Annotated in this window: 18 protein-coding genes; 15 read left to right on the top strand and 3 right to left on the bottom strand. The window is 67.0% G+C overall.

The genetic code is table 11. The features are described from left to right. Positions 1-20: 20 nt before the first annotated feature. Complete coding sequence (locus tag IV501_RS10740; protein WP_200555062.1) at positions 21-359, top strand: rhodanese-like domain-containing protein; 339 nt, start codon at positions 21-23, stop codon at positions 357-359. A 97-nt stretch (positions 360-456) separates the two neighbouring features. Continuing rightward, positions 457-2,775: a RelA/SpoT family protein gene (locus IV501_RS10735; RefSeq protein WP_200555063.1), complete on the top strand. Its 2,319-nt coding sequence runs from the start codon at positions 457-459 to the stop codon at positions 2,773-2,775. Here IV501_RS10735 and IV501_RS10730 read toward each other — a convergent pair. The 3 genes from IV501_RS10730 to IV501_RS10720 form a co-directional block, all read right to left on the bottom strand. Continuing rightward, positions 2,754-3,296: a type IV toxin-antitoxin system AbiEi family antitoxin gene (locus tag IV501_RS10730; RefSeq protein WP_200555064.1), complete on the bottom strand. Its 543-nt coding sequence runs from the start codon at positions 3,294-3,296 to the stop codon at positions 2,754-2,756. The two genes, IV501_RS10735 and IV501_RS10730, sit on opposite strands and share 22 nt — an antisense overlap. Before the next feature lie 138 nt (positions 3,297-3,434). After that, positions 3,435-4,679, bottom strand: coding sequence for a DUF349 domain-containing protein (locus IV501_RS10725; protein ID WP_200555065.1), 1,245 nt, complete (start codon positions 4,677-4,679; stop codon positions 3,435-3,437). 114 nt (positions 4,680-4,793) lie between these two features. After that, complete coding sequence (locus IV501_RS10720; protein ID WP_307812166.1) at positions 4,794-5,606, bottom strand: peptidylprolyl isomerase; 813 nt, start codon at positions 5,604-5,606, stop codon at positions 4,794-4,796. Positions 5,607-5,700: 94 nt separating this feature from the next. Between IV501_RS10720 and IV501_RS10715 the strand changes: the two genes are divergently transcribed. The 13 genes from IV501_RS10715 to IV501_RS10655 all read left to right on the top strand — a co-directional run bounded on the left by IV501_RS10715 (position 5,701) and on the right by IV501_RS10655 (position 18,749). Beyond that, positions 5,701-7,050: a replication-associated recombination protein A gene (locus IV501_RS10715; RefSeq protein WP_200555067.1), complete on the top strand. Its 1,350-nt coding sequence runs from the start codon at positions 5,701-5,703 to the stop codon at positions 7,048-7,050. A 15-nt stretch (positions 7,051-7,065) separates the two neighbouring features. Continuing rightward, positions 7,066-7,917 (top strand): phosphotransferase family protein, encoded by an 852-nt coding sequence (locus tag IV501_RS10710; protein ID WP_200555068.1) that lies wholly within the window; start codon positions 7,066-7,068, stop codon positions 7,915-7,917. A gap of 285 nt (positions 7,918-8,202) precedes the next feature. Then, a complete protein-coding gene (gene rpsD / locus IV501_RS10705) occupies positions 8,203-8,832 on the top strand; it encodes a 30S ribosomal protein S4 (protein ID WP_200555069.1) in 630 nt (209 codons plus the stop codon). Positions 8,833-8,962: 130 nt separating this feature from the next. Then, positions 8,963-9,340 carry a DUF948 domain-containing protein gene (locus tag IV501_RS10700; RefSeq protein WP_200555435.1) on the top strand — a complete coding sequence of 126 codons (378 nt, stop codon included), beginning with the start codon at positions 8,963-8,965 and terminating at the stop codon, positions 9,338-9,340. Positions 9,341-9,430: 90 nt separating this feature from the next. Beyond that, positions 9,431-9,655, top strand: coding sequence for a hypothetical protein (locus tag IV501_RS10695; protein ID WP_200555070.1), 225 nt, complete (start codon positions 9,431-9,433; stop codon positions 9,653-9,655). Between the two features lie 66 nt (positions 9,656-9,721). Further along, complete coding sequence (gene alaS / locus IV501_RS10690; RefSeq protein WP_200555071.1) at positions 9,722-12,376, top strand: alanine--tRNA ligase; 2,655 nt, start codon at positions 9,722-9,724, stop codon at positions 12,374-12,376. A 25-nt stretch (positions 12,377-12,401) separates the two neighbouring features. Further along, positions 12,402-12,863 carry a Holliday junction resolvase RuvX gene (ruvX, locus tag IV501_RS10685; protein ID WP_200555072.1) on the top strand — a complete coding sequence of 154 codons (462 nt, stop codon included), beginning with the start codon at positions 12,402-12,404 and terminating at the stop codon, positions 12,861-12,863. 3 nt (positions 12,864-12,866) lie between these two features. Next, positions 12,867-14,162 (top strand): endolytic transglycosylase MltG, encoded by a 1,296-nt coding sequence (mltG, locus tag IV501_RS10680; RefSeq protein WP_307812167.1) that lies wholly within the window; start codon positions 12,867-12,869, stop codon positions 14,160-14,162. Between the two features lie 10 nt (positions 14,163-14,172). Next, complete coding sequence (locus IV501_RS10675) at positions 14,173-15,003, top strand: shikimate dehydrogenase family protein (RefSeq protein ID WP_307812168.1); 831 nt, start codon at positions 14,173-14,175, stop codon at positions 15,001-15,003. A gap of 73 nt (positions 15,004-15,076) precedes the next feature. Beyond that, positions 15,077-16,309 (top strand): chorismate synthase, encoded by a 1,233-nt coding sequence (aroC, locus tag IV501_RS10670; protein ID WP_200555074.1) that lies wholly within the window; start codon positions 15,077-15,079, stop codon positions 16,307-16,309. Beyond that, positions 16,306-16,827 (top strand): shikimate kinase, encoded by a 522-nt coding sequence (locus IV501_RS10665; protein ID WP_307812169.1) that lies wholly within the window; start codon positions 16,306-16,308, stop codon positions 16,825-16,827. Before aroC ends, IV501_RS10665 begins: the two co-directional genes overlap by 4 nt. Further along, positions 16,824-17,897 (top strand): 3-dehydroquinate synthase, encoded by a 1,074-nt coding sequence (gene aroB / locus IV501_RS10660; RefSeq protein ID WP_200555075.1) that lies wholly within the window; start codon positions 16,824-16,826, stop codon positions 17,895-17,897. The genes IV501_RS10665 and aroB overlap by 4 nt, the downstream gene beginning before the upstream one ends. Positions 17,898-17,996: 99 nt before the next feature. Continuing rightward, positions 17,997-18,749 carry an SDR family oxidoreductase gene (locus IV501_RS10655; RefSeq protein WP_200555076.1) on the top strand — a complete coding sequence of 251 codons (753 nt, stop codon included), beginning with the start codon at positions 17,997-17,999 and terminating at the stop codon, positions 18,747-18,749. Positions 18,750-18,782: the final 33 nt, after the last annotated feature.

Raw genomic sequence — 18,782 nt, 5'->3', positions numbered from 1 at the left:
GTCGAACGGAAGAAGCAGTCATGGCCGGCATCCCCGAGATCAGTGCAGCGAATGCGATCACCGCGGTCGCGGAGGGAGCCTGGCTCATGGATGTCCGCGAGCAGGACGAATGGGATCGCGGTCACGCACCCGGCGCTCACCTGGTGCCGACGTCGCGGCTGAATGAGCTGCTCGGCGAGGTACCGACCGATCAGAAGGTCTTGGTGGTCTGCCACTCGGGCATGCGGTCTGCGCGGGTTACGGCTGCTCTGTTGCGCGAAGATTACGACGTGATCAACGTTGAGGGCGGGATGATGGCCTGGGCCGACGCCGGCGGCGCCCTCGAGACGGACGGCGAGGACGCACCACGCGTCGACTGATGGGCGGCAGTGCGGGGGTATGCCGCAGGCGTCCCGCTCAGAGCGAACCGGCACGGCACGTCCAGCGTGCGGTGCTAACTTTGCAGTGGAGGCTGGCATGACCGAGACCACACCGCGCCAGGCAGCGCCCGAGGCCAAGAATTCCGGGCGCGACACCGGTCCCGTGATCACGGGGACCGGCGGTTCGAACAATTCGTTGCGAACTCTGCTTCCCCGCATCTTCTCTCGGGCCCAACCGGCGGGGGCCGTTGACCGCCTCATCAAGACGGCCAAACTGCACCATCCGAAGTCGGACATCAGCATCATCGAGCGCGCCTATGCGACCGCAGAGCTCGCGCATCGCGGCCAGAAGCGCAAAAGCGGCGAACCGTACATCACGCATCCCGTTGCTGTCGCCCAGATACTGGCCGACCTCGGCATCGGACCGAAGACCCTCGCGGCCGCGCTCCTTCACGACACGGTCGAAGACACCGAGTACACGCTCGACATGTTGCGACACGATTTCGGTGACGAGATCGCGATGCTGGTCGACGGCGTCACGAAGCTCGACAAGCTGAAGTACGGCGACAGCGCCCAGGCCGAAACCGTGCGCAAGATGGTCGTGGCGATGTCGAAAGACATCCGCGTGTTGGTGATCAAGCTCGCCGACCGACTGCACAACGCGCGTACCTGGGGCTTCGTGCCCGCCGAGTCGTCCCGTCGTAAGGCGCAGGAGACCCTCGAGATCTATGCGCCGCTCGCGCACCGCCTGGGCATTCAGAACATCAAGTGGGAGCTCGAAGACCTTTCGTTCGCGGTGCTCTACCCGAAGCTGTACGTCGAGATCGAGAACCTGGTGAAGCAGCGCACCCCGCAGCGTGAGGAATTCGTGCAGCAGGTGATCAACGCCGTAAACAACGATCTGAAGTCGGCGAAGATCAAGGGCAAGGTCGTCGGTCGACCGAAGCAGTACTACTCGATCTACCAGAAGATGATCGTGCGCGGTCGTGATTTCGATGAGATCTACGACCTGGTCGGCATTCGGATTCTGGTGGGCTCTGTGCGCGACTGCTACGCGGTGCTCGGGTCGATCCACGCACGCTGGAATCCGATCCCCGGTCGGTTCAAGGACTATATCGCCACCCCGAAGTTCAACCTGTATCAGTCGCTGCACACCACGGTCATCGGGCCGAAGGGGCGCGCGGTGGAGATCCAGATCCGCACGGACGAGATGCACCAGCGCGCCGAGTTCGGTGTGGCCGCGCACTGGAAGTACAAGGAGCGGGTCAACGGCGGCAAAACCAGTTCTGACTCGCACGATGACGCCGACATGGCGTGGCTGGCACACATCAGCGACTGGCAGGCCGAGACCGCCGACCCGAATGAATTCCTCGACAGCCTGCGCTTCGAGATCGGTGCCAAAGAGGTCTACGTCTTCACACCGCAGGGCAAAGTCATCGGCCTGCCCGCCGGTGCCACGCCGGTCGACTTCGCCTACGCGGTGCACACCGAGGTCGGGCATCGCACCATGGGATCCAAGGTCAACGGCCGCCTGGTGCCGCTCGAGTCCACCCTGCAGAGCGGTGACGTGGTCGAGGTGTTCACCTCGAAGAACCCCGACGCGGGTCCCAGCCAAGGCTGGCTGAACTTCGTCAAAAGTCCCCGCGCGCGCAACAAGATCCGCCAGTGGTTCACCAAGGAGCGCCGCGACGAGGCGATCGAACAGGGCAAAGACGCCATCGCCCGAGCGATGCGCAAGCAGAACCTGCCGTTACAGAAGTTGATGAGTCAGGACTCGTTCAGCGAGGTCGCCGCGCAGATGCGGTACGAGGATGTCTCCGCGCTCTACGCCGCCGTCGGTGAGGGGCACGTCTCCACCCAGTCGGTGATCGAGAAGGTGGTCGCCGCCGTTCGCACCGAGGCGGAGGACGAAGACACCGAGGTCGAGTTTCCGAGCAAGGGCCGCACCCGGCCGTTGCGTCCGAGCGACTCTGGCGTGCTCGTGCGGGGCGCGCCAGACATCTTGGTCAAGCTCGCCAAGTGCTGCACGCCGGTGCCGGGCGACGAGATCGTGGGCTTCGTTACGCGGGGTGCGGGGGTTTCGGTGCATCAGGCAAGCTGTCACAACGTGGCCGAGTTGCTCACCGAGCCGGAGCGCATGATCGACGTCGAGTGGGCGCCGTCGACCTCGAGCGTCTTTCTGGTGCAGATTCAGGTGGAGGCGCTCGACCGTGCCGGTTTGCTGTCGGATGTCACCCGGGTTCTGTCGGAACATCACGTCAACATCCTCTCGGCCTCGGTCTCCACCTCGAGTGATCGCCTGGCGATCAGTCGCTTCGTGTTCGAGATGGGCGACACCACCCATCTCGATCGGGTGCTGAACGCGGTGCGCCGCATCGATGCCGTCTACGACGTCTATCGCGTCACCGGCGGCTGAGCCTGCTGTAGGCGGCGTAGTGCCCGCCGTTTGTCGGGAAGGTTGCGGCGTCGCTGGATGAGGGCCTCGCAGTCGGCTAGCCCGAACCCCCCGATGGCGAACAGCCGGGTGATCACCTCGCGGTGCGGTTCGGGGTCGAGGCGCGCGAGATCGACGGCGGTGCGGAGCGGCGTCGTGATGCGCAGTGGCCCGAGGGTGACGACATCCGTTGCGTCGACAACCACCTCACGCAGGATCGCCGGACCGATCGGTGGGCGAGTGCGGGCGGTGATGTCTGCACACAGTCGGTGGCGCGACGGCGGCTGATCGAGCGCTCCCCACACCCAGGCAGCGCTGTGCAGTTCGGCGATGAGTCTGCGCGGGGTTATCGCCGCGAGTGCGAGGGCTCGGTGGTGAAGGCCGGTCGGCTGATCGATCGGACTGAAGCACTCGTCGACCCGATAGAGCTCGCCATCGAGTCGGGCGGCTTGGAGCTCGGCCGACGGGAGGTCGGCGGGGGAGAGGACGGATGCCAGTCGCATTTCCCCATGTTCCGCCGCTGCCGACCGGTGTCATCGGCTGCGCGGCGGAACTGTGGAGAACCAGCACGGTGGAGAACGAGCACTGTAGAGAACCAGCCCTGTAGAGAACCAGCACCGTGCAGGGCAGGGCCGGTGTGACTAGTTGATGACCTTGAGCCAGGCCTTACGGGCGTCGAGCGCCTCTTGCGCGTCTTTGACCTTCTTGGCGTCGCCGCCGGCCTTCGCGTCGTCGAGCTCTTTCTCGAGCTTGGCGATCGCATCCTGCAGTTGACCGGCCAGACCCTCGGCGCGGGCGATGCGCTCGGGGTTGCTCTTCTGCCAGTGATCGTCGTCGAGCTTGCGAACCGCCGCCTCGACCTTGCGTAGGCGCTCCTCGACCGGCTTGACCTGCTCGCGCGGAACCTTGCCGATCGCGTCCCAGCGTCGCTGAATCGAGATCAGGGCGTTGCGGGCGGAGACCCGGTCGGTGGCGGTGAGCAGCGGCTCGGCCTCGGTCAGAAGCGCCAGCTTCTGCTCGAGATTGGCAGAGAACTCCTCGTTCTCGATCGCGTCGACCTCGGACTTGGCTGCATACAGCTCGTCGCCAGCGGCCTTGAATCGAGCCCAGAGCGCGTCGTCGAACTTCTTGCCGGCGCGGCCGGCAGCCTTCCACTGGTCAAGCAGGGATCGATAGGTCGGGATGCCGGCCTGCCCCTGCCCGACGAGGGCCTCAGCCTGCTCGGCGAGAGCGGTCTTCTTGGTCCTCGCGTCTTTGTGAACGGAGTCCAGCTCGGCGAAGAAGGCCTTGCGGTGCGTCTCGATGGTGGTTCGCGCGGCACGGAACCGCTTCCAGAGCTCGTTGCTCTCGTTCTTCGGCAGGCGCGGGCCGTCCTGCTGGTGCTTCTGCCAGCGGGCGAAGAGGTCGTCGAGGGTGGCGCTGACCTGCTTCCACTGCGCCTTGGCCGGGTCTTGTGCAGCGAGCGTCTCCGCCTCGACGACGAGGGCTTCGCGCTCGGCGAGTGCGGCATCCGTCGTGGCTTTATTCTCGGCGGTCTGCTTCTCGGTCAGCTCGTTCACGGCCCCGCCGAGCGCATTCAGCCGGGCGGTGAGGGAGGCGAGGTCGCCCACGGCGTTGGCCGTAACCACGGTCTCTTTGAGGTGCGCGATCGTCTTAGCGACGTCGGCGGCCGCGGTGCCGCGCTTGATCCGCTGCTCGAGCAGGGTCACCTGACCGGCGAGCTCTGCGTACTTACGGACGAAGTAGGCCATCGCCTCTTCGGGGGTGCCGTCGGGGTATTGTCCAACGGCGCGTTCGGTAGCCGGCCCATCGCCGTTTGCCTCGCGCACGAAGACGGTGCCCGTCTCGTCAACGCGGCCCCACGGAGCTTGATCGTCTGTAGCCAAAATTCTCACCTTGCTGCTCGGGCGGAAATCGCCGGGCACCAGCCTATTGCACCCGGCGAAGGAGGTCTCGGCCTCCGAGGTCACCTGGCGGGCAAATCGGCGCCAGTCGTACCTCTAGTTCAGCGTGAGCCGGGTGATCGAGGTCGCCACCTTCGGCGCGCCGTCGGTCGATCCGTTGGCGACCCCGGCATCCGCGATCTTCGAGATGAAGTCGGACAGTCCGCTAGTGACCTTGCCGAACACGGTGTAGCCGCCGCCGGAGGTGTCGAGCGTGCTGTCTTTGTAGACGATGAAGAACTGGCTGCTGTTGCTGTACTGGTCGGTGCCGCGGGCCATCGCGATGGTGCCGGCCGGGTAGACGCCGTCGACGGGAGCGTTCTCGACCGGTCCGAAGCTGAACCCGGGGTCGCCGGTGCCGTCACCGTTGACCGAGCCGCACTGGATGACGCTCAGGCCGCCGGTGGTGAGACGGTGACAGGTCTTTCCGGTGGTCGTGTAGAAGTTCTTCTTCGCAAGCGAGATGAATGCCGAGGTCGCTTGCGGCGCGACCTTGCCGTCGAGAGTGATGCCGAGCTTCACGGAGTTCAGGTCGAGTTCGCCGGACCAGTCGCGGTCTTCGGCGATGGTCTTCGCGGGAACGTCGCCGGTGTTCTTGCCTTCCGGGCTGGCGCTGGGCGAGGAGGATGCCGACGGAGACGCGGAGGCGGACGGCGAGCTGGTCGGTGTGTAGCCGGGGCCAGCGGTGAAGTAGAGCACCTGGGTGACGGTGGCGAGGGCCGCAACGACGACGACGCCGACGATCGCGATGATGTTGTCGCGCTTGCGGCGCGTTACCTGGTGACCGAAGACGGCCTGTCGAGCGTTGTACCGGCGCAGCCGGTCCCGTGCCTCGCGTGCGTCCCGCTCGGCGTTCCTGCTCGGTGCCACATGTCCTCCAGGTGCTGATGTCCTCCAGAACTGTATAGGACGAAGCCTCATGAGTGAGGCAGGCGGTGTCGGAGGCCGCAACTACGATTGAGGGATGGTGGATGCCCAGCTCGGCCTTCGCGGAGGCGCGACGCCGCTGGCCGTCCGTATGCGTCCGCGCAGTCTCGACGAGGTCGCCGGGCAGCGTCACCTGCTCGGCCCCGGTTCCCCGCTGGTCAGTCTCGCCTCCGATCAGACCGGAGAGCGCGGATCGGTGTCGGTCATTCTCTGGGGACCGCCCGGCACCGGCAAGACGACCCTCGCGCAGGCCATCGCCCACAGCTCCGGCCGACGGTTCGTCGAGCTCTCCGCGGTCAACGCTGGCGTGAAAGATGTCCGCGAGGTCATGGAACAGGCGATGTCGAACCGCGACCTGTATGGCGTGTCGACCGTGCTGTTCCTCGACGAGATCCACCGCTTCACCAAGGCGCAGCAAGACGCCCTGCTGCCCGGGGTGGAGAACGGCTGGGTGATCCTGGTCGCGGCGACGACCGAGAATCCGTCGTTCTCCGTCATCTCACCGCTGCTCTCCCGCTCGCTCCTGCTCACGCTGGAGGTGCTCAGCGACGAGGATCTCGGCATTCTCGTCGACCGGGCGGTCAGCGATGAGCGCGGGCTGTTCGGCAGGGTCGTGTTGGACGAGGAGGCGAGGGCGGCGATCATCCGTCTGGCTTCCGGCGATGCGCGCCGTGCGCTCACCGCTCTCGAGGCGGCGGCACTGTCGGCGACCACGACCAGTGATGAGTCGTCGGCAAGCGCCGACGGAAAGCCGGTCATCACGGTCGACATCGTCTCGCTGGCGGTCGACCGTGCGTTGCTGCGCTACGACCGCAACGGCGATGAGCACTACGACGTGATCAGCGCGTTCATCAAGTCGGTGCGCGGTTCTGACGTCGACGCGGCGCTGCACTACCTGGCGCGCATGATCGAGGCGGGGGAAGACCCGCGTTTCATCGCCCGCCGCGTGATGATCAGCGCGGCCGAAGACATCGGCATGGCCGACCCGCAGGCGCTCGTGATCGCGGTGGCGGCGGCCGATGCCGTGCAATACGTCGGCATGCCAGAGGGGCGCATCCCGTTGGCTGAGGCGGTCGTCTATCTCGCCACCGCACCCAAGTCGAACGCCGCATACATGGCGCTCGATGCGGCGATTGCGGATGTCCGCGCCGGCAAGATCGGGCGGGTTCCGAAGCACCTGCGCGACGCCCACTACGCAGGGGCGAAGAAGCTCGGCCACGGCAAGGGCTACAAGTACTCCCACGACTATGAGTTCGGGGTGGCGGAGCAGCAGTACCTGCCCGATGAATTGCGCGACACGCGGTACTACCGTCCGAGCGAGAACGGCAACGAACGCGACGTTGGTCCGCGCGTCGAGAAGCTCCGCAGGATCATCCGAGGCGAGTAGTCGAGAATCGAGACCATGAACAGCCTCGATCTCTCCCCGGGTGCAGACCTCAGCGGTCTGTGGGGCGAGGTCGCCCCGTTCTGGCCCGAGTTGCCGTGGCCGGAGCTGATCCCGGGCTACGGCGCCTACCATCGGGTCGCTCTATTTCCGGGCCGCGCGGTCATCCGGGTGTCGACCGGGCTCGGACACGAGCGCCGCGCCCGACGCGAACATGCCAACGCGACGGCCGTGGGGCTGCTGGATCTGCCGGTGCCGACTCCGGGTCCGATCGGACGGCCGGTTGTCGCCACCGAATGGACGGCATGTGCCATCGATTATCTGCCCGGGCGTCGGCGCCAAGACGAGGAGTGGGATGTCGTCGGACCCGAGCTCACGCGAGTGCTCGCCGAGCTGCGCTCCGTACCGCTGCCTGTCTCGGCGGGCCTGCGTCCGGTGCGGGACTGGTGCGGGGGACCGGAATGGCCTGCCGTCGTGGAGCGGATCGCCGCGCCGCTCGGGCGCACGTTGCGGCGAACCGCCATCGATGCCGCGGCCGCCGTGTTGGAGGTGGAGCGCGACATCCGCCCGGTGTTCGTGCACGGTGACTTCGGCATGCACAACCTCCTCTGGTTGGGTGGGCGCATCGCCGGGGTGCTCGACCTCGACACGGCCTGCGCGGGCGACCCTGCCATCGATGTGGCCCAGTTGCTCGGCGCTTTCGACCCGGACGATGTCGAGCGGATGACCGGTGCAGCCGTTTTCGCTCGTGCGGTGGTGCACAAGCGCACGCTCCCATTGCAGGTTGCGGCCGCCGCTGACCTTGCGGGCGACGCGGTGCTGCGTGACCATGCGCTCAGCAACTTCGTCGAGCGGCTGGACGAGATCTAGCGGGGCTGGACGAGATCTAGGGCGGCTGGACGAGATCTAGAGCGGCCGGGCGACGGGCTGCCGGAGACCGGCGCGCGGCGCCCGAACGCCGCAGGCATCTACTTCTGCCGGGTGCCCGCGATCTGTTAGTATTTACAGGCCCACAGGGGATCTCCATGCATGGCTGCTGCGGAGATCATTACTGAAGGGGAGAGTGTCCTTTAGCCGGACCCTCCTCGGTGGCACATCCCTCTTCACTGGATCGCGGCATCCGCGCGCGATCTCGAAGACCGATGAAAGGAAACCGTGTCTACTCAGTCACGTACCCGTAGCAAGACCCGCTTGTCGCGGGCGCTGGGCATCCCGCTCACGCCTAAGGCAGCAAAGTACCTGGAGAAGCGTCCGTACCCCCCGGGGGAGCACGGCCGCACCAAGCGCAAGACCGACAGCGACTACGCCGTCCGTCTGCGTGAGAAGCAGCGTCTGCGTGCCCAGTACGGCATCCGCGAGGCGCAGCTGAAGATCCAGTTCGAAGAGGCACGTCGCGCAGCAGGCCTGACCGGTGAGAACCTGGTTGAGCAGCTCGAGATGCGTCTCGATGCGCTTGTCGTCCGTGCCGCCATCGCGCGCACCACGGCACAGGCACGTCAGATGATCGTGCACCGTCACATCCTCGTCGATGGACAGCGTGTCGACCGTCCCTCCTTCCGCGTGAAGCCGGGCCAGTTGATCCACGTCCACCCGAAGAGCGAGGGCATGGAGCCGTTCCAGGTTGCAGCGGCCGGCGGTCACGTCGACGTTCTGCCGAAGACGCCCGGCTACCTCGAGGTCGAGATCGACAAGCTGCAGGCGCGCCTCGTGCGTCGCCCGAAGCGTGCCGAAGTTCCGATCACGTGTGAAGTTCAGCTCGTCGTCGAGTACTACGCAGCGCGCTAGTCGCGAAAGCAGTACAGCAGTTCAGTAATACCGAGGAAGGGTCGCAGCGAAAGCTGCGGCCCTTTCTGCGTTAACGTAAGAGGCTCGGCCACTCGAACGGATGGCCGCACGCGTGGATGGGGAAACGACAATGACGGGTGGCGACATCGCCGGACTCATCGCGGCGGGCATCTTCGCCGTTCTGGTGGCACTGCTCGCGGTTCCCCTGCTCAAGCTCGGCAAGGTCTTCGACGAGACCACAAGCGCCATCCACGAGCTGAGCGAGAACGTCACACCGCTGCTCGAAGAGGCGACCACCACCATCAGCGAGACCAACAAGCAGCTGGCCAGGGTCGACACGATCACCAGCGGGGTCGCGGATGCGACGGCGAACGTCTCCTCCCTGATCGCCCTGTTCGCGGCCACCCTGGGTGGTCCGCTCATCAAATTCGCCGGGTTCACCGCCGCCGTGCGGGTCGCGGTCGTCGGACTCCGGCCGGGCCGGAAGGCCGCGGAGACTTCGAAGTAAGCTTTCCCGTGCGGTCGTGCGCCGCGCATCCGCTTCGCACCGTGTCGTACCGGCTCGAGTGTCGAGTCTCACCATCTGAGGGAGAAACCTATGAAGAGCATCCTGATCCTCGCCGCCGGTGTGGCCGTCGGCCTTCTCGCCGCGCACCAGCTGAACAAGACGCCAGAGGGAAAGAAGTTCTTTGAGGGAGTCGACAGCCGCGCCAAGGAGTTCTCCGGCGCCGTCGTCGACGGGTACAAGGCCCGCGAGGCAGAACTGCGTGCAGCGGTCGCCGACGCGGAGGGCGTCATCGCCGATCTGCGCGCCAAGGCGTAGCCCACAGCTTCTCCGCTCAACCATCTTTCCCGGTCGCGCCGCGCGACCTCTTTGATTCAGGACACCATGCAGACCGCAGACATCCGCCAGCGCTGGCTGGACTTCTTCTCCGAGCGCGGACACACCGTCGTTCCCTCCGCATCGCTTGTGAGCGACGATCCGTCACTGCTGTTCACCGTGGCCGGCATGGTTCCGTTCGTGCCGTATCTCACCGGACTCGTTCCGGCGCCGTTCCCGCGCGCGACCAGTGTGCAGAAGTGCATCCGCACCCTCGACATCGAGGAGGTCGGCAAGACTCCGCGGCACGGCACGTTCTTTCAGATGAACGGCAACTTCTCCTTCGGCGACTACTTCAAGGAGGGGGCGATCACCTACGCGTGGGAGCTCCTCACCACCTCGGAAGCCGACGGCGGCTACGGCTTCGAGGAGAAAGACCTCTGGGTCACGGTCTACGAGGAGGACGACGTCTCGTTCGACCTCTGGCGGCGCATCGCCGGGCTGCCGGAGCACCGCATCCAGCGCCTCGGCAAGTCGGAGAACTACTGGTCGACCGGCCAGCCCGGCCCGGCCGGACCCGACTCGGAGATCTTCTTCGACCGCGGTTCCGCGTACGGTGCAGACGGCGGCCCGGCGACCGGTGACGATCGTTACGTCGAGATCTGGAACCTCGTCTTCATGCAGTATCTGCGCGGCGCGGGAAGCGGCTACGACTTCCCGATCCTTGGCGACCTTCCCCAGCAGAACATCGACACCGGCATGGGTCTCGAGCGCGTCGCGTTTCTCAAGCAGGGCGTCGAGAACATCTACGAGATCGACCAGATCCGTCCGGTGCTCGACCGCGCGGCCGAGCTCTCCGGGCGCGCCTACGGCGCGAACCACGACGACGACGTGCGGATGCGCGTGGTCGCCGATCACGTGCGCTCGAGCCTGATGCTCATGTCCGACGGTGTGACGCCGTCGAACGAGGGGCGCGGCTACATCCTGCGCCGCCTGTTGCGACGTTCGGTGCGCTCGATGCGTCTGCTCGGCGTCGACGCGCCGACCTTCGAGGCGCTGTTCCCCGCATCGCGTGACGCGATGAAGGCGGCATACCCCGAGGTGGAGACCGACTACGACCGCATCGGTCGCCTCGCGTACGCGGAGGAGGAGACCTTCCTTCGCACGCTCGCGAGTGGGACGACCATCCTCGACGTCGCCGTGGATAAGTCGAAGTCCGCGGGATCCGCGCAGCTGCCCGGCGATACCGCATTCCTGCTGCATGACACCTTCGGGTTCCCGATCGACCTCACCCTCGAGATCGCCGAGGAGTCCGGCCTCAGCGTCGACCGTGCCGCCTTCGATATGCTCATGACCGAGCAGCGCACCAAGGCGAAGGCCGATGCGAAGTCGAAGAAGAGCCACCTCGCCGACCTCTCGGTCTACAGCGCATTCCGTGCCAAGGGCGAGACGATCTTCACCGGCTACGACTTCCTCGACACCGACTCGTCGGTGCTCGGCATCATCAAGGACGGCGAGTCCATCACCCGCGCGGTGGTGGGAGACATCGTCGAGGTCATCCTGCAGGAGACGTCGCTCTACCCCGAGTCCGGTGGACAGGAGGCCGACCAGGGCAGCATCGTCGGCAACGGTTTCGACCTCGAGGTGCTCGATGTGCAGCGGCCGGTCAAGGGACTGGTGAGCCACAAGGTGCAGGTGCGCAGCGGCGAGGTCGGAGTGGGGGACGCCGCCAGCAGCATCGTCGACCCCGGGTATCGGCGGGGCGCAGAGCAGGCGCACTCGGCCACCCACCTCATCCATGCGGCTCTGCGACAGGTACTCGGCGCCGAAGCGCACCAGGCCGGGTCGTACAACAAGTCCGGCTACATGCGCCTCGACTTCAACTGGTCGAAGCCGCTCTCGCTCGAGACCCGCAGCGAGATCGAGGACATCGCCAACGGCGCCATCCGAGACGACCTCGAGGTCAGCACCCGCATCATGCCGCTCGACGAAGCCCGGTCGCTCGGGGCCATGGCGCTGTTCGGTGAGAAGTACGGCGACACCGTGCGCGTCGTCCAGATCGGCAGCCCGTGGTCGCTCGAGCTCTGCGCGGGCACTCACGTCGCCCGCAGCTCGCAGGTGGGTCTGATCAACCTGGTCAGCGAGGCGTCCATCGGGTCATCGAACCGTCGCGTCGAGTCACTGGTCGGCATCGATGCCTTCCGCGATCTGGCCGCTGAGCGCGCCATCGTGAACGAGCTGACCGCCAACCTGAAGACGCCGCGCGAGCAGCTGCCCGAGCGGATCAGCGACCTGGTCGCAAGCCTCAAGGCCGCGGAGAAGCGCATCGCGGAGTTCGAGTCGGCAGCGCTGAACGAGCGCGTTCCCGCTCTCGTCGGTGCAGCATCCCGAATCGGTGCGGTCACCGCCCTGGTCGAGAACGTCGGAGAGCTGAATAGCTCGGACGACCTCCGCACCCTGGTCACCTCGGTGCGCGGTCGTCTCGGCTCCGATGCTGTTGTGGTCGCCCTGGCGGCGAGCGTGGGCGGCAAGCCCGCGGTGATCGTCGCGACCAACGAGGCGGCTCGCTCGCTCGGCGCCAAGGCTGGAGCGCTGGCGAAGACCGCGGCGGGTATCCTCGGCGGTGGCGGCGGCGGCAAGGACGATCTGGCCCAGGGCGGCGGCTCCGACGTCTCGGCGATCGGCATCGCGCTCGAGGCGATCAGTTCGGCGCTGCCGCGCTGACCGCGCGGCACACGGAGACCCGTCGATGAGGACTGGAGTGCGGCTCGGCATCGACGTGGGCAAAGCCCGCATCGGTGTTGCCCGCAGTGACCCGCACGGCATGCTCGCGACCCCCGTGGAGACCGTTGCGCGCGGACCCGGCGACGTCGCCAGGATCGTGGCGATCGCGCGCGAACTGGAGGCCGTCGAAGTGGTCGTCGGGCTCCCGCTCGCCTTGTCCGGCAACGAGACGGCGTCGACGCAAGACGCGAAGGACTTCGCGCGTGACCTGTTCACCGCTGTCGGCGTGCCGGTGCGAATGGTGGATGAGCGGCTATCGACGGTGTCGGCGGGGCGTGCGCTGCAGGCATCCGGTCGCAACACCAAGAAGCAACGTCCGGTCATCGATCAGGTGGCCGCTGTTATCATTTTGCAACATGCCCTCGACTTCGAGCGCTCTGGGGGACTGACCCCGGGAACACTCCTCGACCCGGACGAAGGACAGTAACGCGTGGCAGATGAACCGAGCTGGGACGAGATCTTCACCTCCCAACCAGGTGCGCAGATACCGAAAACACCGGAGCCGGGGTCACCGCAGATCCCCACTGGTGCATCGTCGACCCCCGATCGTCCGCTGACCCGTCGGCAGTTGCGCGAGGCTCACGACGCTGCGGCCGCTCCGCGCCAACGCAGCACCTACGAGCCCCCGGTCGATCATTACGGACTGCCGCCGGCTCCGAAGCGCAAGCGCAAGCTGACCTGGCTGTGGGCTCTACTCAGCGTGATCGTGCTGCTCGGAGCAGGCACGGCCGCGGTGTACGTTGCGTTCGGCCCGCAGATCCGTCACGTGCTCGGCACCGAGGAGCCCAACGACTACGTCGGATCGGGCACCGGCAAGGTCGTCGTGACCATCACGAACGGCCAGATCGGGGCGGATGTCGCCACGACGCTCGCGAAGGACGGCGTCACCAAGAGCTACGACGCCTTCTACAAACTGTTGCTGACGAAGCCTGATGTGAGCTTCCACCCCGGTAGTTACGCGCTGAAGAGCCGCATGAGTGCCAAGGCGGCTCTCGCCGCGCTCATCGATCCGGCCAATAAGGTCACCACCCAGGTGTCACTGCCGGAGGGCATCTCGGTCAAGGGAGTCATCTCGAGGCTCGGCGCCCTGAGTGAGAGCACCGGTGTCACCGCGGATCAGCTCACCGCGGCCTCGACCGACCTCGCCTCCTTCGGCCTGCCCGCCGACGCTCCGAGTCTCGAGGGCTACCTGTTCCCGGCCACCTACAGCTTCGATCCGGGCACAGACGCCCACGCGATGCTGCAGACGATGGTGACCAAGATGTTCTCGGTGCTGGACGCCGCGGGCGTCGCCCCGGCCGACCGCAACCGCGTGCTGACCCTCGCCGCTCTCACCCAGAAGGAGGGCGGCAGCGTGCAGGACTTCTACAAGGTCGCGCGAGTCTGGGACAACCGCCTCGCCCAGGGAATGAACCTGCAGTCGGATGCCACGGTCAGCTACGGGGCCGGAAGCACGTCGATCAACACCACGCCGGCGCAGCGTGCAGACAAGTCGAACAAGTACAACACCTACGCCAATCCGGGGCTGCCCATCGGGCCGATCTCCAACCCGGGGGAGAAGGCGATCGACGCGACCCTGCACCCTGCCGACGGCAAATGGCTGTATTTTGTCGTGGTGAACTGCTCGACCGGCGAGTCCGCGTTCTCCGATACCTATGCGCAGCACCAGGCCGCGATCGGTCAGCTCGATGCCTGGCTCAAGGCCAACCCCGGTGGCTGCAACTGAGCACGCCGGAGTGAGTGCTCGATTGGCCGTGCTAGGCCATCCGATCGCGCACTCCAAGTCTCCGGCGTTGCATGCCGCCGCCTATAGCGTGCTCGGTCTCGATTGGAGCTATGACGCCCAGGACGTGACGGGGGAGACCCTCGGCGCGTTCATCGAGTCTCGCGACGGTGCGTGGCGCGGCCTCTCGCTGACCATGCCGCTCAAGCGGGACGTGTTGCCGCTGCTCCACGGTATCGACCACTTCGCCGAACTCACCGGCGGCGCCAACACGGTCCTCTTCGACGGTGGGAAGCTCCGTGGCTTCAACACCGACGTCCATGGCGTCGTCGAGGCTTTCCGCGGCGTCGGTATCGAGCGGCTCGGCTCGGTGCGCGTGCTCGGCGGCGGAGCGACCGCCGCCTCGGTTCTCGTGGCGGTGCAGCGGATGGGCGCCGAACGGGTGGCGCTGGCGGTGCGGGCACCCGAGCGGCTCGGGTCGCTCATCTCCCTCGCCGAGCGGCTCGACCTCGCGTTGACCGTGGAGACGCTGGGCACCTTTGACCCGGCATTCGTGACGGATGCCGTGGTCAGCACGTTACCCAATGGAACCGAGCTCTCGTTCCGACCGGCAGCCCTCGCGGCTGTGACTGTGGCGGGGGGTGCCCTCTTCGATGTCGCCTACGAGCCATGGCCTACCGTGTTGGCGGCAGGGTGGGCCGGCCCGGTGATCCCAGGGCTCGAGATGCTCGCCCACCAGGCTCTCGTGCAGGTGAGGATCTTCGTGAATGCCTCGCCCGACGCGGAGCTGCCGGGCGAGGCATCCGTTTTCCAGGCGATGCGTAGCGCGGTAGGACTGGGCTGAGCCGACCCGCGCGCTGTGGGAGGATTTGGGGGTCGGTCTCCGCGAGGAGCCGACCACAGCTGAGAGGACTGGCATGCTGCGTTGGTTGACCGCGGGTGAGTCGCACGGCCCGGAGTTGGTCGCGATCCTGGAGGGCATGCCCGCCGGAGTGCCGGTGTCTCCCGAGGCGATCCAAGCCGACCTTCACCGCCGCACGCTGGGCTACGGTCGCGGCGCCCGGCAGAAGTTCGAGCAGGATGCGCTGAGCATCAGCGGCGGGATCCGTTTCGGTCTCACGATGGGCAGCCCGGTCGCGCTGCGCATCGGCAACACCGAGTGGCCGCGCTGGACCGCCGTCATGAGCGCGGTGCCCGTCGACCCCGAGACCCTCCCCGCGGGGCGAGGAGCAGCGCTGACCCGCCCGCGCCCCGGCCACGCCGACCTGGTCGGCATGCAGAAGTACGGTTTCGACGAGTCGCGGAACGTGCTGGAGCGGGCAAGCGCGCGCGAGACCGCCGCGCGTGTCGCCCTCGGCGCCGTCGCCCGGTCGTTTCTGGCCGAGCTGGGCATTCAGCTGGTCTCCCACACCCTCTCCATCGGCCCTGTGCGCGTGCCAGAAGGCAGCACGCTGCCGGGACCGGCGGATGTCGCTGCCCTCGACCTCGACCCCCTGCGCTGTTTCGACGCCACGACCTCGGCACTCATGGTCGAGGAGGTCGACCGCGCCCACGACGACGGCGACACCCTCGGCGGAGTGGTCGAGGTGCTCGCCTACAACGTGCCCCCCGGCCTTGGGTCGTACACCCATTGGGACCGCCGACTCGACTCGCAGCTCGCTGCCGCACTGATGGGGATCCAGGCGATCAAGGGTGTCGAGGTCGGCGACGGCTTCGCCACCGCGGCCCGCCGCGGATCGCGTGCACACGACGAGCTGTTCCAGACGGACGACGGCATCGTGCGCTCCACCGATCGGGCCGGCGGTACCGAGGGTGGGATGAGCACGGGAACCGTGCTGAGGGTAAGTGCGGCGATGAAGCCGATCTCCACGGTGCCGCACGCGCTGCGCACCGTTGACGTCGCCGCGGGTGGGGCCGCAGAGGCACATCACCAACGCTCCGACGTCTGCGCGGTCCCCGCCGCGGGCGTCGTGGCCGAGGCGATGGTGGCCCTGGTGCTCGCGAACGCCGTGCTGGAGAAGTTCGGCGGAGATTCCATCGTGGAGACCAAGCGCAACCTCGACGGATATCTGGCGGCGATCCCGGAGAACCTGCGCACGGCATCCGCGTCCGACAGCAGCGCCGGCCAGAACAGCAGCGCGGGCTCGTGAGCCCGGCGCCACACGTCGTGCTGATCGGCCCGCCCGGTGCGGGCAAGACCCGGTTGGGCAAGCGCGTCGCGCGCATCCTGCGCACAGACTTCATCGACACCGACCGCCGTATCGTCGCCCAGCATGGTCCGATCGCGCAGATCTTTGGCGAGCAGGGCGAGGTCGCCTTCCGTCGTTTCGAACGCGAGGTCGTCGCGCAGGCGCTCACCGAGCGCGCAGTGGTGTCGCTCGGCGGGGGAGCGGTGCTCGACCGGGACACCCAACGCGAGCTTGCACGACTGCGCGTCGCGCTGATCACGGTGAGTCCCGAGGCCGTCGAGGCCCGCATCGCCGGGTCGAAGCGGCCGCTGGTCGCCGACGGCATCGCATCGTGGTCGGCGCTGGTCGAGGCGCGACGCGAAACCTACGAACGTCTGGCGACGCGCACCTGGGACACCAGCCATCGCCCCATCGAGCACATCGCGGCGGAGATCGCGGCCTGGGTCGAGGCCCCGGTACTCACAGAGGAAGCACCATGAGCACCAGCATCATCACCGTTCCCGGCACCGACTCGTACGACGTTCTCGTCGGACGCGGCATCCTCGGCCAACTGCCCGAGTTGATCGGACCGGACGTCCGCAAGGTGCTGATCGTGCACCCGCCCACGCTCGGGGCCCGTGCCGAGAAGCTGCGTTCGTCGCTCAGCGACCGATATGAGGTTCTCCTGGCCGAGGTTCCGGATGCCGAGACCGGCAAGCGGGTCGAGGTCGCGGCGTTCTGTTGGCAGATCCTCGGGCAGTCGGACTTCACTCGCTCCGACCTCGTCATCGGTTTCGGCGGCGGTGCGGTGACCGACCTGGCCGGCTTCGTGGCGGCCACCTGGCTGCGCGGTGTGCGCCTCATTCAGGTCCCCACCACCCTGCTCGGCATGGTCGATGCCTCGATCGGCGGCAAGACCGGCATCAATACCAACGAGGGCAAGAACCTGGTCGGGGCGTTCTACGCTCCGTCCGCCGTGCTGGTCGATCTCGACACGCTCGACGGGCTGAGCCAGATGGAGATTCTGGCCGGCTTCGGCGAGGTGGTCAAGGCCGGGTTCATCGCCGAACCCGAGATCCTCGACATCATCGAGCGGGATGTGGATGTCGCGACGAACCCGCAGAGCGAGGAGTTCCGTCGCATGGTGGAGCTCTCCATCGCGCTGAAGGCCCGCGTCGTCGGCGAGGACTTTACCGAGCACGGGCTACGCGAGATCCTGAATTACGGTCACACGCTCGGGCACGCGATCGAGTACGCGGAGCGGTTCCAGTGGCGGCACGGCGCTGCCGTCGCCATCGGTATGGTGTACGCGGCGGAGCTGGGCCGGCTCACCGGACGGCTGTCGGATGCGGTCGTGGATCGGCACCGCAGCATCCTCACGTCTCTGCAACTGCCGATCGGCTACCCGGCCGGGCGCTGGCAGACCCTGCTCTCGGTGATGAAGCGGGACAAGAAGGCGCGCGGCAGCATGCTGCGCTTCATCGTGCTCGACGACATCGCCAAGCCGACCGTGCTCACCGGTCCGGATGAGAGCCTGCTGTTCGCGGCCTACCAGGAGATCGGCCTGTAGCGCTGCCGCTGATTGAGTAGCGCACGCCGTCTACGGCGTACGCGTATCGAAATCGGGGCCTCGCTGCTCGACCGGCGGGTCGGGCGCTAGCCTGAGCGCATGGAATCCTCACGTCCGATTGTGCTGCTCACCGGACTGGGCAGAAGCATCGGCATCGCCGCCGGAATCGCCGAGCAGCTGGCCCGGGACGGCTGGGACATCGCCTTCGTCTACAACGCTGAATACGACGCCACCCTGAACGGCGGCGCTGGCGATGTCAAGGGAATCGAGGAGAGTCTGCGCGCCCTCGGCGCGCAGACCCTCGCCATCAACGCCGACCTCGCCGAGCCGGAGGTCGCCACCGCCGTCTTCGATGTCGCCGAGACGCTCGGACCGGTCAGCGCGCTGGTTCTCAGCCACGCCCACAGCGTCAACGCCACGCTGCTCACGGAGACGATCGAGGGCTTCGACCGGCACTTCGCGGTGAACACGCGCGCGAGCTGGCTGCTGATGCGAGAACTCGCCCGGCGATTCATCGGCACCTCCGGGCGCATCGTCGCTCTCACGAGCGACGCGATCGATGGCGAGATCGCCTACGGGGCGAGCAAGGGCGCCCTCGATCGATTGGTGCGAGCCGCCGCGGCGGAGTTCGGGCCGCTCGGCATCAGCGCCAATCTGCTGAACCCCGGCCCGATCGACACCGGGTGGATGACCCAGCAGATCCGCGAATGGGGGATCGAGCAGACCCCGGCCGGCCGTCTCGGTACCCCGGCGGACATCGCGGCCCTCGTGTCGTTTCTGCTCTCCGAGCGCGGGGGCTGGATCAGCGGGCAGCTGCTGAAGGCCGACGGCGGCTTCAGCACGTACCGGTAGTGAGCTAGGGCTGAGCAGCGCCGATATGCTCGC

Source organism: Lacisediminihabitans changchengi (genome assembly GCF_016634425.1).
In the GTDB taxonomy this organism is placed as follows: domain Bacteria; phylum Actinomycetota; class Actinomycetes; order Actinomycetales; family Microbacteriaceae; genus Lacisediminihabitans; species Lacisediminihabitans changchengi.
Note: the sequence above shows the minus strand (reverse complement) of the source record. Positions and strands in the feature narration are given on the sequence as shown.

Bases quoted from the DNA above. Each gene is read 5' to 3' on its own strand.
- IV501_RS10710 (WP_200555068.1), top strand. From the start codon at position 7,066: ATGAACAGCCTCGATCTCTCCCCGGGTGCAGACCTCAGCGGTCTGTGG.
- aroB (WP_200555075.1), top strand. From the start codon at position 16,824: ATGAGCACCAGCATCATCACCGTTCCCGGCACCGACTCGTACGACGTT.
- ruvX (WP_200555072.1), top strand. From the start codon at position 12,402: ATGAGGACTGGAGTGCGGCTCGGCATCGACGTGGGCAAAGCCCGCATC.
- IV501_RS10740 (WP_200555062.1), top strand. From the start codon at position 21: ATGGCCGGCATCCCCGAGATCAGTGCAGCGAATGCGATCACCGCGGTC.
- alaS (WP_200555071.1), top strand. From the start codon at position 9,722: ATGCAGACCGCAGACATCCGCCAGCGCTGGCTGGACTTCTTCTCCGAG.
- IV501_RS10700 (WP_200555435.1), top strand. From the start codon at position 8,963: ATGACGGGTGGCGACATCGCCGGACTCATCGCGGCGGGCATCTTCGCC.
- IV501_RS10695 (WP_200555070.1), top strand. From the start codon at position 9,431: ATGAAGAGCATCCTGATCCTCGCCGCCGGTGTGGCCGTCGGCCTTCTC.
- aroC (WP_200555074.1), top strand. From the start codon at position 15,077: ATGCTGCGTTGGTTGACCGCGGGTGAGTCGCACGGCCCGGAGTTGGTC.
- IV501_RS10730 (WP_200555064.1), bottom strand. From the start codon at position 3,296: ATGCGACTGGCATCCGTCCTCTCCCCCGCCGACCTCCCGTCGGCCGAG.
- IV501_RS10735 (WP_200555063.1), top strand. From the start codon at position 457: ATGACCGAGACCACACCGCGCCAGGCAGCGCCCGAGGCCAAGAATTCC.
- IV501_RS10655 (WP_200555076.1), top strand. From the start codon at position 17,997: ATGGAATCCTCACGTCCGATTGTGCTGCTCACCGGACTGGGCAGAAGC.
- IV501_RS10715 (WP_200555067.1), top strand. From the start codon at position 5,701: ATGGTGGATGCCCAGCTCGGCCTTCGCGGAGGCGCGACGCCGCTGGCC.